This window comes from Acinetobacter sp. AYS6 (assembly GCF_025630795.1).
Lineage (GTDB): Bacteria > Pseudomonadota > Gammaproteobacteria > Pseudomonadales > Moraxellaceae > Acinetobacter.
On record NZ_JAOTNV010000004.1, the window covers coordinates 749,943 to 764,338 of the forward strand.

Genomic DNA, 14,396 nt, shown 5'->3' on the forward strand with positions numbered 1-14,396 from the left:
AAATACTATTACAATTTAACTTTAGACAGGAATTTCCTATGGAAGTACACCAGCGTGGCTTGATTACCGGTATTTTAATGGCTGCTTTAGCAATTTCGCCTCTTGCTGAAGCTAAACGTGCAGGTGGTGGTAAAAGCCACGGTATGGCACGCTCTACTACTTCAAGCCAGTCTTATCAACAACCTCGTCAAGTGACTCCTGCTCAACAACCTGCTACTGCACCTCAACGATCAGGTCCAGGTGTTGGTTCAATGGTTGCAGCTGGTGTAGCTGGTGCTGCCGTAGGTGCTGTTGCAGCAAATGCTTTAGCTGATGACAAATCAACATCAACTGAACATCAAGCGACTCAAGCTGGAAATGAACAAGCTGCTCAAGCCCAAGAAGAGAAAAAAGGCGGAATTCCTGGCTGGATTTGGGTATTACTTGCAGCAGCTTTAGCCTTTTTTGTGTTTCGCAAATTGGGCGCAAAAAAAAAATTAGCAGGTAACAATCCTTACGCACCAAATAACAACGGTCAAAACCCATTTGGCCGTTCTGCTGCCCCACAAGCTGCTCCACGCAATACTGGAGATAATACAAATATCTTTGGTCAATCTGTGGGTGGCGGTGCAGCAACCCAAGCACCTTTTGGTGGTGCAACAACGAGCAATGGCAATCAACTTCCTGATGGTAGCGAACCTGCTGCGTTCTTGCGTATTGCACGTCAACGTTTTAATCACATCCAATCGATGAATACTGCAAGTAATATCGAAGAAATTCGCCGTTACTTAACACCAGAACTTTATAGTTCTATGTATAACGACATCATGGAAAACCAAGATCAAGACGTTGCTGAATTTAGCAATCTGAATGCGATGGTTGTAGACAGTGCAACTGAAAATGGTCAATACGTTGTAAGCGTACGCTTCACAGGTACTGTAAGTGAAGACTTAAACAGCTTGCCACAACCATTTACTGAAATTTGGCACTTTGTTAAGCCTGCTGGCTCTCAGCAAGACTGGGTTGTTGCAGGTATTCAACAAGCTTAAGCTAAATAAATCCTCAATAAAAAAGCCACAATATTGTGGCTTTTTTATTTGTCATTTTTTAAGCAATTTCAGCTGGGAATGTAATGACTTTTTCAATTTTGACCTGATCCATTGCAACCATGAGTAAGCGATCTACCCCTAAAGCAATTCCTGAACATTCTGGCATACGAGGCAACGCTACTAACAAGTGTTCATCTAAAGGCATGACATGCAGGCCTTGCTTAGCACGCTCTGCATTGTCTGCTTCAAAACGTGAGCGTAATACGTCTGCGTCGAGCAATTCATCGTAGGCATTTGCGAGCTCTAAACCTTCAATATAAACCTCAAAACGCGCTGCTACCTCTTCCCCATCTTCATCTACTTTCACTTTTGCCAAAGAGGCCATTTCTGGTGGAAAGTCAGTTAAAAAGACAGGCGCATCAAACCCTAAACTCGGCTCAACAAAATGAGAAAACAACAAATCCATATAAGCTAAACGGTCATCGCCTAAATCAAGATTTAATCCCACACGATTTGCCGTATCTTTGAGTTGCTTCAACGTTGCTTGTAATGGATTAATATCGAGACGATCTTGAAAGGCATGCTTATAACTTAGAATAAACGGACGAACTTCGCCAAATCGATGCTGCAAGCAAGTTTGCAATAAATCAGCTGTTTCATGCATTAAGGCTTTTAAGTCTAGACCCGGACGATACCACTCAAGCATGGTAAATTCACTATTGTGTTTACGCCCATGTTCATCGTCTCGAAAAACCTTACAGATTTGATAAATCGGTCCACTACCGCTTGCCAGCAAACGTTTCATGGCAAACTCAGGTGACGTCTGTAAATACTGAGTCTGCAATTTACCATTGATATGACGTAAAGCCTGAACCGAAGCTAAATGCACATCGGTGACGCCTGCTTGTGAAACAATTGGTGTTTCAACTTCCATAACATCACGTTCAGCAAAGAATTGACGAATCTGGCTATAGAGCTTGGCACGCGCTTTTAAGGCATCAATTGAACAAGTTGGTTGATAACTTAAATTCATGCCTGCGGCCCTCCATGCGCTGCCCACTCACGGCGTAGCGGATAATTCTTACGCAATAAATCAAATGCTTTTTGCTCTACTTTGCCCTCTTTAATGCAGGCACGTATATTGGCGTCATCTTGAGCAATATCATAAATTTGAGTTAATTTTTGCTTTAACACTGCTTTTAAATCATTTCCTGAAAAATAGTCTTCACACGTAGGCAATTGGGTCTCGAAACGCTTATTGATGTCGAATCCGAATTTTTGGCAGAATGCTTCATAAATCATTTGCGTACCGCGGGCCTTCCCTTCGAGGCTATAACCCGCAATATGCGGTGTTGCCAAAGCCAACATTTCTATAAGTTCTTCAGATATGACTGGTTCATGTTCAAATACATCGAGTACAACTTTACGCTGGGTACGCTGAATATCTTCGATTAAAGCAGATTCTTTAACGACTGGACCACGCGCACTATTAATTAAAATTGTATTAGGTTGAAGTGCTGCAAACGCTTTTTCATCAAATAAATGATATGTCGCATGCTCAGCATTTTTGGTAAGTGGCACATGAATTGAAACTGCGTTGGCTTGTTGCAACAGAGTTTCTAAACTCACATTTTTAATTGAATCTAACTGAACAAATGGGTCAAAGCCAATCACATTCCAGCCAAGTAACTGCGCCATATAGGCCAAACGTTTACCGACGTTTCCAAGCCCCACAATGCCTAGGGTAAATTTTTCTTGTTGCTCTAAAAGGTTGATGTCTAAATGCAGCAAAGCAGTAATGACATATTCAGCAACTGCCTGTGCGTTACAACCTGCGGCATTTGCCCACGTAATACCTTGTTTTTCTAAAGCTGAAATATCTAAATGGTCGGTGCCAATTGTCGCGCTACCCACATATTTTAATGCAGTATTTTCAATTAAGCTTGCATTCACTGCGGTTACCGAGCGGACCAATAATGCTTCTGCATCTTTTACATCTGCATGAGTTAAGGTGCGTCCCGCATGGTGTTGAATATCGCCAAACTCTGAAAAAAAGTAATCGGTAAATGCCAAATTTTCATCTGCGACGATTTTCATTATCTGCAACTCAAAGCTTATAAAAACGTTATTATCCTTTGAGTTGTAGCAAAGCACAATGTTAATGCCTTTAAATTCACGATTCTATATCTTGCACTTTTAAGGCTTACAAACCGCCGCCAAAATAGAAATAAGCCATGACCGCCAAAGTTATCCAAACTAGAATAATCAGCACAGCGACCAAATAATTTTGAGGTCGACGCTCCTGTTGTTCTAGCCACTCTTCAGCTTGTTGCTCTGCCTCTAACATGACTTGCTTAGGCGTAAAGCGAACAGCTAACCAGATGAGGATTGGCAAAATTAAAGCGTCATCAACAAAGCCTAAAATAGGGATAAAATCTGGAATTAAATCAATTGGACTAAAAGCATAAGCAACAGCAATTACCGCTAAAACTTTCGGCAATAGCGGCATCTGAGGATGCTTTGAGGCAAACCAAAGCATAATAATTTGTTTTTTTAGGCGTTTTGCCCAATCTTTTAGAGACTGTAACCAAGTCATTGGCCCACACTCTGACCTACAAAAATCTGATCATAATGTATAAAGCTCATGTTTAACTTAAAATTAGGCAAAATAGAAATGTATATCTCGATTATTTTTGAGCCTTCTTTTCACTTGAGCTTATCTAATTAACCCTTTGTACGCGTCTTGCTTAGGTATATAAAACAAAATCATCTCCACGACAAAAACTTGCCAAAGTTAAACCAGAAGTTTTTGCGAGTCGAATTGCCATGCTGGTTGGAGCAGAAATAGAAGCCAATAAACCAATATTGAGCTGAGCACATTTACGAATTAGTTCATAGCTTGCACGACTGGTCATGACCACAAAACCCGAACTGGTGTCATAGTTTTCTTGAGCTAAATAACCCAACAGTTTGTCTAAGGCATTGTGGCGACCAACATCTTCAAATAAAGCCATGATTTTGCCTTCAACCACCCAAGCTGCTGCATGCGCTCCGCCAGTTAAGGCTGTAATTTTTTGCTGATCTTTTAAATGAGAAATCGCAATTGGAATTTGCTTGAGCCATTCTTTAGAAGGCTCGGTTGTAATTTTAGGAATATCGAGCTGAAACTGCTCTAAACTTTCAATGCCACATAAACCACAACCTGTACGACCCACCATCATTCGACGATGTTCTTTTAATGCCGCGAATGCTCTAGATGAAATGGTCATCTCAACCGTAATACCCAATTCATTTTGATGTACATCAAGAGCATATAGTTCTTTTAGGTTCGTCAAAATGCCTTCCGACAAACTAAAACCTTTAGCAAACAAACTCACATCAGTCGGTGTTGCCATCATCACCGCATGGGAAATACCGTTATATACCAAAGCAATTGGATATTCTTGAACAATATTATCTAAAACACTTTCAGATTCGGTTTTCTTAAACCGCTGTACTTGTAATGTTTCAACCCCATAAGAAGGTGTCAAAATAATTTCCTTTATCTTGAAATGGCGCCATTAATAGCGCCATGGGTTTGAGTTAAATTTTTAGTATCGCCTTTAATTTAAAGGTTGCTTACTTTTCTATCTGCATCTTCAGGGTCAACTGCTGTTGCCAAGTTGAAGTGCTCTGGCGCATTGCCGGGATGCAAAATCACAGGAACACTTTTTGAAGCCGGAATCTTGGCGTATTTATCATGACTGCTTAACGCCACCAAAGGATTGGTTTCCGGATAGTAAGCGGCTAAGCTGCCACGTGGAATGTTGTACGGCACAATACGGAAACTATGCACAATACGTTTCACGCCATCTGAGAAAACACTTTCAATATCGACCCATTGATTTGCCTCAAAGCCAGCTTCATCAATATCAGCCTGATTCATAAACAAGACACGGCGCTGACCGAACACCCCACGGTAACGGTCATCAAGACCATATAGCGTGGTGTTGTACTGATCGTGAGAGCGAGTCGTCATTAAGGTATAAACTTTACTCTGGGTATAGGCGGCAGCATATTGATTTTCTTTATCGCCATAGACTTCACTCAGTGGTGTAATCATAAACTGTGCTTTACCACTTTTTGTGTTCCAGATGTGCTGATTGGCTGGATGCTCTAAGTGGAATCCACCTGGGTTATAAACACGTAAATTAAAATCATGGAACTCGTCAAACACTTCAGCAATTGAGTCACGAATACGATCATAACTTTCAATGTACCATTTCCATTTGATCTTGCTGTCTGGTAGCACTGCTTCAGCCATTCTTGCCACGATGTCTGGTTCAGATAAAATATTTTCAGAAATTGGGGTATTACGCCCAGCCGACAAATGAATATTACTCATCGAATCTTCGACTGAAATGGCCTGCGGACCATGAAGCTGCTCATCAATTTCGGTACGCCCTAAACAAGGCAAAATGAGTGCCTCTTTACCACACACCAAATGGCTTCGATTTAACTTGGTTGCCACATGAACGGTTAAATTACATTTTCTGAGCGCTTCTTGCGTATACGGCGTATCGGGAGTTGCAACTGCAAAGTTTCCACCTAAACCAATAAAGACTTTGACCTCACCCTCAGCCATGGCTTTAATGGTTTCTACGACCCCAAAACCATTTTTTCTTGGCGATTTAATACCGAACACACGGTCAATGTTATCGAGTAATTTAGGGCTAGGAAGTTCATTAATGCCCATGGTTCGGTCACCTTGCACATTACTGTGCCCACGAACCGGACAAAGCCCTGCACCTGGTCTGCCAATTTGCCCACGTGCCAACAACAAATTCGCTAACATGTGTACATTGGCTGTTCCGTGACGATGTTGGGTAATGCCCATCCCCCAACAAAAGATTGAGCGCTCAGACTCTAAAAACAGTTTAGCTAATTTTTCTAGATGTTCAGGTGATAGACCTGAGTGTTTATAAATATCTGCCCATTCAGTTCTTTCAACCTCAGCAATCATCTCATCAAAACCGATTGTATTGACTGCAATGAAATTTCGGTCAAAAACACTTGGTTTACCTGAAGCAAGGGCTTTTTTATCCCACTCATTTAAGTGCTTTAACATCCCTAACATCAGTGCATAGTCACCACCAATTTTAGGCTGGAAATAATAACGACTAATTGGGGTACTGCCGTTGGTCATCATTTCAAGTGGTGCTTGGGGGTCTTGGAAACGCTCTAAGCCTCGCTCTTTAATCGGGTTAATCGCAATAATATTTCCGCCGCGTTTAGAGACTTCTCTTAAAGTACCTAACATACGTGGGTGATTGGTTCCCGGGTTGTGTCCAAAACTAAAAATGGCATCGGCTAAATCAAAATCTTCTAGCGTAACTGTGCCCTTTCCTAAACCAATCGAATCAAGTAATCCAACACTTGTGGTTTCATGACACATGTTCGAACAGTCTGGAAAGTTATTTGTACCGAAGCTTCGCACAAACAATTGATATAAAAATGCAGCTTCGTTACTCGCACGGCCCGACGTATAAAATGCCGCTTGGTCTGGATGGTCTAGCGCATGTAAATGTTTGGCAATAATCTGAAATGCTTCATCCCATGAAATTGCTACATATTTATCAGTTGCTGCATCGTAGCGAACTGGGTCGGTTAAGCGGCCTAAATCTTCAAGAAAAAAATCACTTTGTTCAGACAACCAACTCACCGTGTGGTTAGCAAAATATTCAGGAGTAACTGTTTTACTGGTCGCTTCAAATGCAACCGCTTTCGCACCGTTTTCACAGAAGTTAAACGCATGAGCATTTTTCTTTTCAGGCCATGCACAGCCCGGACAGTCGAACCCCGTAGGCTGGTTAATATTGAGTAAGGTAATTGAACCTTTTTTTAAAATATCTTGTCGTTTTAAGTTTCGGGCAACACTCAGAAGCGCACCCCATCCGCCAGCAGGATGAGTATAGGGTTCAATTCGTGCAAAGCCGTTATTTTCTTGTATGTGCTTTTGTTCTTCAGAATTATCCACTTTGTCATCCTCTTATTTCTTTTTACACTTTCAGCAGGTGCAATAAATTCATAAATAATTATGGTTATATCTATGCTTTCTGCTGCTTATCTTAATTAAGTAAAAGTCCACTTTTATCTTATCCATGATATTTAGAAGCAGCCTCAACTCTTCTTATAATATGTGCCATATTTTTTATAATTACAATCATTCGGCCAAAACCAAAAAATTAATTAAATTCAGTAATAACAACAGTCTAAAAACACAAAGATCTGTTTTTTACAGATAAAAACATAATTCACTTTATATTTTTTAAAAATAGAAATGAGGTTGCGAACTAAAATTTAAGACATTTTAAGTAGGTTTTTATGGGTTTAAGCAGTATAAATTAATTGGAAAAAACAGATTTAGAGAACTTATGAAGGTTGTGATTGCGCCAGACTCTTTTAAAGATAGCCTATCGGCTTTGGGCGTCGCTCAAGCAATTGCTCAAGGATGGCATGAGGTTTTCCCAGAGGCTGAAACGCTTATATGCCCAATGGCAGACGGTGGTGAAGGTACAATTGAAGCCGTGTTAGAAGTCTGCGAAGGTCAATGGCGTGAAAAAACTGTAATTGGACCACTAGGGCAGCCTGTTCAAGCCAAATGGGGATGGTTAGAAAAACAAAAAATCGCCATGATTGAAATGGCTCAAGCCAGCGGCATACAGTTAGTTCCACCCTCAGAACGTGATGCCTGCCAAAGCACAACATTTGGAACAGGCCAGCTTATTTTAGAGGCGTTAGACGCAGGTGCAAAAGACATTATTTTAACTGTGGGTGGCAGTGCAACCAATGATGGAGGCACAGGACTACTCCGTGCGCTAGGTGCATCGTTATTAGACTCAGACCAACAGGTTTTACCCAATGGTGGCCTCGCATTACAAACCTTGTCAAAAATTGATTTAACACATTTCGACCCGCGTATTCAGCAAACTCGGTTTTTATTGGCTGCCGATGTCACCAATCCACTCTGTGGTCCAAACGGGGCATCTTATATTTTTGGTCCACAAAAAGGTGCTTCCCCTGCTCAAGTACAATTACTTGACCAAGCCCTTGCCCATTTTGCCGATGTCTCTGCGGAGCTTTTGGGTGTCGATAAACGAGATGAAGCTGGCTCTGGCGCTGCGGGAGGTTTAGGCTTTGCAGCCAAAAGTTATTTAAATGCAGAATTTAAGGCTGGAGTTGAAGTTGTGGCTGAACTCAATCAGCTGGCCCATAAAATCGCCAACGCCGACTGGGTGATTACAGGTGAAGGAAAATTTGACCGACAGACTTTAAATGGCAAAACAGTTTTTGGTGTGAGCCGAGTCGCGAAAATGCAAAATATACCTGTTATTGTAATTGCAGGAACTTTAGGCGAAGGCTACCAAGCGCTTTATGAAAACGGCGTTACGGCTGCTTTTTCACTGACAAATGGCCCCATCACATTAGAACACGCCTGCGAACATGCATCAGAACTCATTCGCGAGAGAACAATTGATATTGCCAGATTAATTCAGTTTAATCTGAAACAACACTAAACATTACTTCGTTATCTTTAAAACGGTTAAACCATCAAATAGGAATGTCTTATGAACGTTATTGATGCCATTCAGCAACGTCGTGCGGTTAAACGCTTCGACCCTTCGTTTCAAATCTCTGAAGAAAATAAACAACAGTTATTACAAGAAGTTTTAGCCAATGCACCAAGTGCATTTAATTTGCAGCACTGGCGCCCTGTTGTGATTGAAGACGCTGAACTCAGACAAAAAATTCGTACCATTGCATGGGACCAACCACAAGTTACCGAAGCTTCTTTACTGATTGTGTTATGCGCAAAAGTAAGCTCGTGGGAAACCGATGCTAAACGTGTGTGGGATGGCGCTTCTCCGGAAGTTCAAAATATTATGGTAGGCGCGATTGACCAATATTACCGTGACCGCCCACAAACCCAACGTGACGAAGTTATGCGTAGTGCAGGCATTTTTGCTCAAACCTTAATGCTGCTTGCTCAAGAGCATGGTTTAGACAGTTGCCCAATGGACGGTTTTGACTTTGATGCGATGGCGAAACTCATTAACTTACCTGAAGATCATGTGGTGTGTTTAATGATTGCAGTGGGTAAGTCGGCATCTCAGCCTTACCCACGTGTGGGCAAACTTCCTTACGATGATGTCATTATTCAAAATACATTCTAAGTTTTATCTAGATTTTAGGCTTCCAACTATTTCTATTTTTTATTATGAATCGTTGGAAGCCTTTAATTTTTATTTCAAAAGTATGAGTCCAGCAACATACTAGACCCATCCAAATCAAGCTGTTTGATGATGAGGGCACTTGGTGTAGTTCAGTTTTACTCTGTTATTATTTAGAGAGTTTCCCTACACCAAACTGAATGGGTAAAGTAATAATATCAAAACCTAGCGCTAGTGGAGACAATAGCTTCTTTTTTAAAACATTCTTTTTATTTTCTTGGTTAGTTAACTGCTGTTCTTGAAGAATAATTGGGAGAGAATCTGCCCATGAAAGCTGATTGGCTTGTTGAGTTCCTTCATAAACAGAACCTTTTATCGCAATATTTTTACTTAAAAATACGTCTTTAACTCCACTCTTTACAGGTAAAGACTCTTCTAAAAATCCCAATGTTAAAAGTTCTTGTTTCTTTGTTTTACTCAGCTGATTAACAGGCACCGGATGATAAAAATGGATGTGTCCATAAAATACATTGTCATTATAAATGTCTAATTCAAGCGGTAATTTATTAAGCACAATACGCTCTTGTTTAGGTAACTTTTGCGTAATATTCAATAAATCATGACCACCTTCGGTAAGTAAATAGTTGAATTTCTCACCGATGAGTAGAACATGCGGCGATTGTTCATTTTTAGATTTCGTTTCGCCTAGTCCAATAATATTGTCTTCTTGCAATACCGTAGTATTAAATTTCTGCTCGTAGGTTGGATATTTATACTCTAATGATAATGAGGCACAAGCGGTAAGATGAATTGAGGTTATAAGAAAAATTATCTTTAAGCAGTTTGAAATAGACACGCTCTTATCACTTGAATAACAAAGAAAAGGCCAAAAATTCTACCTCATATGAGTTGTGTATGTAGAGTAAAAAAGTATTTTTTGATTATATTTCAACCTTTACGATTAGAAGCGTTCATTCTGTTTTACCGTCACAAATAAGATGAGTGTAGAACTTATAAGTGATCTACTCGAAATTAAAGAGTGCATCGAATTGAATGAAATATCGATTTTCAATAATAAAAAAGCCCATTCTCTTTTTTAAAACAGGCTTTGAGAAACCTATAAAATTCATAGAGGCATGCACACTACGTCGATATAAGCTGATTCAAAAAGCAATCTAACGACGTCTCTCTTTGCTCTGCCCGATCTGAGCTTAAAAGCTGGATAATTGTGCCTTCAATCATATATAAAAATAACTTGGCGTCATAAAACGAAGCATCGTTTTTTATTTTTATGAGCTGACTATAAATTTCATTGATGAGCCACGTTCTATATCTAACCGCGGTTTGATAGGCTTTTGGATAGCCTAGTTTCGTTTCAAAAATGGCTTTAAATAATAAATAGTAAAGTCCCTCTAAATTTGTATGTAAGAAATAAAACGCTTTGAGTTTATCTATCGCGCTTGGGTAGTGGATGTGCTCAGCAATGGAAATTACTTTTTGTTTTAGGCGCTCTTTTTGCACGGTTAAGCAGATATCAATCAAACGCTCTTTAGAGTGAAAATAATTATAAAAAGTCGCTTTTGGCATTTCACACTCTTGAATAATTCTATTGACCCCAACCGTATGAAACCCATGTTGGTGAAATAAATGAATTGATATATTAACGGCTTGTATAGCACGTGAAGAGAGAACTAAATTTGGCATAGTTTTACCGTTATAAATTCTTGTTGTTTCTAAAAGAGATACTTTTTTGGGAGAAAAAAGGCATAGCAAAGCCGTAAAGACTGTGCTTGGCACATCTCAAGTTTTATTGTGGATGCAAATTTTTTGAGCAGTAATGACTTAAAGCCTGAGAACCTTTTGGCTATCAAGCTGCTTTAATTTTTAAGTTGTGTCGTTATAGCTTTCGGCAAAGGCTGCCAAGAAATTAAGAATGTCCAAAGCCAACTCCTTTTTATTGGGAGTTCTGCCAGACATTAAAATTATGGTGGCAGAACGAAAGGGGGTTCGCAGACTGGCTCAAGACCCAGCACACCCGAAGGTGTCCCCCTTCCGTCCTACCGCAACAAAAGGGAGACGAACGGGTCTACATTAAAAAAACGAATTTTTTCAATGTACTTGAGCACGGTCTGCGACAACCGACTGGCAATGTAGGCCAGCAGGCAAAGAATAGTGCCCAACCCTTTTGCAGTCAAGCACACAAAATGACATTTGCTTTAAATTAGATCATTAAAAAGTAAGGATAAATAATGAGTGAGTTATTGTTAAATGAGGGTTTATAAAGGGGGAGATAATTGGCTTGGAAGGCTGTTTAGGATAAGCAGAATTTTTAAATAAGGTGTATCATGTTAATTTTAGGAAGATTAATAAACTTATTATGAGTGATGATACTAAATTTTGTCTTAGATTAAAGTTGAATGTAGGGCTAATCACTCCTAAAGAAATTCAAATTTGGGCAGATAAAAAAATATTGGAAGACAAGAATAATCCATTTGTTCTAGATATTTGTTTCCTAAAATCTGAAGCTGAAGTTAAGGATTATTTTAATAATTTAATACAAGCCGATTTAGATATACAGAATAAGCAATTAATCGCTATCAATGTTTTAAAAGAATACATATCGAAAAAAAAACCTTCAAACTTAGACTCTGATTTAGATCAATATATAAATGATATTGAATTAATTTGTTGGCATATTCATGATTCAGCTTTAACTTCTTTGCTATACATTTATGGCGATCAAATTAATTTAGCTTATCAAGGAGTTCTTACCCTCTCTGTTCAAAAAGCATTTGATGAGTTTTCAGAACATGTAAATGAATGGCTAGAAAAATCTATTTAATATAATAGACTAACATTGAATTATTTATGAACCCAAGGCACGGCTGGTGAATCAATCTAAGCAGATTTAGACGAAATATTTTCACGATTTACGAACACAACCGACAGCAGTACCACTACTCTAAAAATATAATCTCACTCCTGAAATCGATAAATATTTGCATGAGTTTAACTATTTATCTGAGCGTAAGTGTGCCAATACCAATATGGATGATCGTAAGGTAAACGCATATTGGGAGAAAATGGATTATCAGTACAAAGATACCGATGATGCAGAGTCTTTTGAAGATCTATATGTTCGGGTTCAAGCTTTTCATGAAAAGCTAAAGGCATTAACTGAAAATTATGTCCAAAAGAATTTGGTTGTGTTTAGCCACGGACAGTTTTTACAGCTTTTGATGATGCAATTACAGCAACCTCAGCCACTTTCAAAAGAATTGATGCAGCAGTTTAGATACAACTTGGTTAATCAGCCGATTAGAAATACTCAAGTTTTTACTTATTGAACTAATAAATTTCATATAAGCTGTATTGTGTATTTTAGGAAATTTTCATTTTTTCCAAGTCTAATAAAAAGGAAATATATGTCCTCTTATTTTAATAAATATGCATATTTAATAGGATTTTTTCTGGGATATTTAGATATTTTTGAAAGCAACCAAGATATTTTAAATTATTTTCAAAAAAAACCTGATGAAATTCCTACATGTATTGATGAAATTTCAAAGCTAATAAATGATGATTTATTAGATTGGAAGATCTTTATAGATGAAGCAAATATTTACTTTCAATCTGAAACTGATTTTATTAATTTTTTTAATTGGCTAAAAGCTGAATTAATAAAAATATCTTTAGAATAAATAATTTATAAAAATTTCTACTATATAAAACTCCAAAAAGGTAATATGGGAATTTCCTATACAATTGGCCGTAAATCTAATAATCGAGGAATAGATGGTGATTGGGGAGCTCATGGCTTATGGAAAGAGATATTTAATTTAGAACTAGTAACTATCAGTGTAGGCGTAGGCATTTTAATTACTCTCATGCTTATGTTAGCAGTTTATTTTTCTAGAGAATAATATTCTTAAACTAATAAATAAAAAAGCTAAGCCCCGATTACCGAGGCTTAGCTTTAAAATAATTTATATTAAAAATTACTTATTTGATGTCTGTAAACTCAGAAACAGGTTTGTTCACTTCAACTTTTGTACCACCAAATTTTTCGCTCACAAACTTTTGTACTTTAGGTAAGTGGTAAAGTTCACCTAACTTCGTATAGATCGGGTCATTTTTATTCGCTTCAGCCACACCTAATAAATTCACATAAAGCTTTGTAGACTGGTCAACAGGCTCGCGGAAGATAGAATCTTTCAGAACGTTTAAACCGCCTTCAAGTGCCAATGTATTACCCAATACAATTGCATCTACATCGTTTTTAACACGAACTGCTGTCGTCATTTGAATTGGTTTTAATTTCAAATTTTTAGGGTTTTCAACGATGTCATTTACAGTCCCTTTTACAGGGTCAAAGTCTGGTTTGAGTTTAATCAGTTTAGCAGACTGTAATAATGTTAATGCACGAGCTTCGTTGGCAGTATCGTTTGGAATTGCGATGGTAGCGCCTTGTGGGAACTCATCAACAGTTTTCGCTTTATTTGCATAAAGGCCCATTGGCTCCAAGTATGTTGTCGCAACAGCAGCAACTTTAGCATTATTTGAAGCATTGTAAGCTGCCAAATAATTAAATGACTGGAAGGCATTTACGTCTTGTTCGCCACTTGCTACAGAGGTGTTCAACACAACATAGTCAGTCAGGTTGGTCACTTCGAGTTTAATGCCCGCTTCTTTAGTCTCAGGAAGCGTTGCAACATATTTCCATACATCAGTATCTGAACCTGTTGAAACAAGTTTAATTGTGCGTACTGACTCAGTTTTGTCTTTAGCTGGTGCTGTATTTTCAGTTTGTGCAGGTTGCTTATTACATGCAGACAGTGTGAGTACAGAAGCGCTGAACAGGACACTAAATAATTTTTTCATAGATACATCCTAAAATAGGAAACGCCTACTCTACAAAAGAGTGAGACATTCCCAACCATTTGGTCAAAATGCAAAATTTGGCTGGAAATAATTTCCAGATATATACGGGTTTAGAAGCCTGAATTCAGCCTTATTTCTTCCTTGATCTTGCTCGCTGAACAATAGAATTATGTTTTGAATCAGTTTCTAAATATTGGCTCATCATATATCAATAAGTGAATATTCTACAAATAACTTGCTTGATTTTGATATATAGACACGCTCACAGTAAGACATT

General features: G+C 38.6%; 13 protein-coding genes and 1 pseudogene. 6 read left to right on the plus strand and 8 right to left on the minus strand.

Going from position 1 to position 14,396, the window contains the following annotated elements:
• The first annotated feature begins 38 nt into the window (after window positions 1-38).
• Window positions 39-1,028, plus strand: coding sequence for a Tim44 domain-containing protein (locus OD757_RS04385; protein ID WP_263030970.1), 990 nt, complete (start codon window positions 39-41; stop codon window positions 1,026-1,028).
• Between the two features lie 58 nt (window positions 1,029-1,086).
• Here OD757_RS04385 and epmA read toward each other — a convergent pair whose 3' ends face one another.
• The 5 genes from epmA to OD757_RS04410 all read right to left on the minus strand — a co-directional run bounded on the left by epmA (window position 1,087) and on the right by OD757_RS04410 (window position 7,044).
• Window positions 1,087-2,061, minus strand: coding sequence for an EF-P lysine aminoacylase EpmA (gene epmA, locus OD757_RS04390; protein ID WP_263030971.1), 975 nt, complete (start codon window positions 2,059-2,061; stop codon window positions 1,087-1,089).
• Window positions 2,058-3,125 carry a 4-phosphoerythronate dehydrogenase gene (locus OD757_RS04395; protein ID WP_263030972.1) on the minus strand — a complete coding sequence of 356 codons (1,068 nt, stop codon included), beginning with the start codon at window positions 3,123-3,125 and terminating at the stop codon, window positions 2,058-2,060. Before OD757_RS04395 ends, epmA begins: the two co-directional genes overlap by 4 nt.
• A gap of 106 nt (window positions 3,126-3,231) precedes the next feature.
• Complete coding sequence (locus OD757_RS04400) at window positions 3,232-3,624, minus strand: YkvA family protein (protein ID WP_009393458.1); 393 nt, start codon at window positions 3,622-3,624, stop codon at window positions 3,232-3,234.
• A gap of 151 nt (window positions 3,625-3,775) precedes the next feature.
• Window positions 3,776-4,558 (minus strand): formate dehydrogenase accessory sulfurtransferase FdhD, encoded by a 783-nt coding sequence (gene fdhD, locus OD757_RS04405; protein ID WP_263030973.1) that lies wholly within the window; start codon window positions 4,556-4,558, stop codon window positions 3,776-3,778.
• Window positions 4,559-4,635: 77 nt separating this feature from the next.
• Window positions 4,636-7,044, minus strand: a complete 2,409-nt coding sequence (locus OD757_RS04410; protein ID WP_263030974.1) for an FdhF/YdeP family oxidoreductase — start codon at window positions 7,042-7,044, stop codon at window positions 4,636-4,638.
• Window positions 7,045-7,441: 397 nt separating this feature from the next.
• Here OD757_RS04410 and OD757_RS04415 point away from each other — a divergent pair, with 397 nt between their 5' ends.
• Both OD757_RS04415 and OD757_RS04420 read left to right on the plus strand, forming a co-directional pair.
• Entirely contained in the window at window positions 7,442-8,584 is a 1,143-nt protein-coding gene (locus OD757_RS04415) for a glycerate kinase (protein WP_263030975.1), read from the plus strand.
• A 51-nt stretch (window positions 8,585-8,635) separates the two neighbouring features.
• Window positions 8,636-9,241 carry a nitroreductase family protein gene (locus tag OD757_RS04420; protein ID WP_263030976.1) on the plus strand — a complete coding sequence of 202 codons (606 nt, stop codon included), beginning with the start codon at window positions 8,636-8,638 and terminating at the stop codon, window positions 9,239-9,241.
• Window positions 9,242-9,407: 166 nt separating this feature from the next.
• On the opposite strand, the gene OD757_RS04425 is transcribed toward OD757_RS04420, so the two are convergent.
• Window positions 9,408-10,094 (minus strand): hypothetical protein, encoded by a 687-nt coding sequence (locus OD757_RS04425; RefSeq protein WP_263030977.1) that lies wholly within the window; start codon window positions 10,092-10,094, stop codon window positions 9,408-9,410.
• A gap of 287 nt (window positions 10,095-10,381) precedes the next feature.
• Complete coding sequence (locus tag OD757_RS04430; RefSeq protein ID WP_263030978.1) at window positions 10,382-10,942, minus strand: TetR/AcrR family transcriptional regulator; 561 nt, start codon at window positions 10,940-10,942, stop codon at window positions 10,382-10,384.
• Window positions 10,943-11,615: 673 nt separating this feature from the next.
• Between OD757_RS04430 and OD757_RS04435 the strand changes: the two genes are divergently transcribed.
• The 3 genes and pseudogenes from OD757_RS04435 (at window position 11,616) to OD757_RS04445 (ending at window position 12,939) form a co-directional block, all read left to right on the plus strand.
• Window positions 11,616-12,080 (plus strand): hypothetical protein, encoded by a 465-nt coding sequence (locus OD757_RS04435; protein WP_263030979.1) that lies wholly within the window; start codon window positions 11,616-11,618, stop codon window positions 12,078-12,080.
• An 88-nt stretch (window positions 12,081-12,168) separates the two neighbouring features.
• A pseudogene (locus tag OD757_RS04440) lies at window positions 12,169-12,585 on the plus strand (histidine phosphatase family protein); the annotation flags it as partial.
• A 78-nt stretch (window positions 12,586-12,663) separates the two neighbouring features.
• A complete protein-coding gene (locus OD757_RS04445; RefSeq protein WP_263030980.1) occupies window positions 12,664-12,939 on the plus strand; it encodes a hypothetical protein in 276 nt (91 codons plus the stop codon).
• A gap of 301 nt (window positions 12,940-13,240) precedes the next feature.
• Here the strand turns inward: OD757_RS04445 and OD757_RS04450 are convergent, their stop codons facing one another.
• Window positions 13,241-14,119 carry a MetQ/NlpA family ABC transporter substrate-binding protein gene (locus OD757_RS04450; RefSeq protein ID WP_009393726.1) on the minus strand — a complete coding sequence of 293 codons (879 nt, stop codon included), beginning with the start codon at window positions 14,117-14,119 and terminating at the stop codon, window positions 13,241-13,243.
• Between the last annotated feature and the right edge of the window lie 277 nt (window positions 14,120-14,396).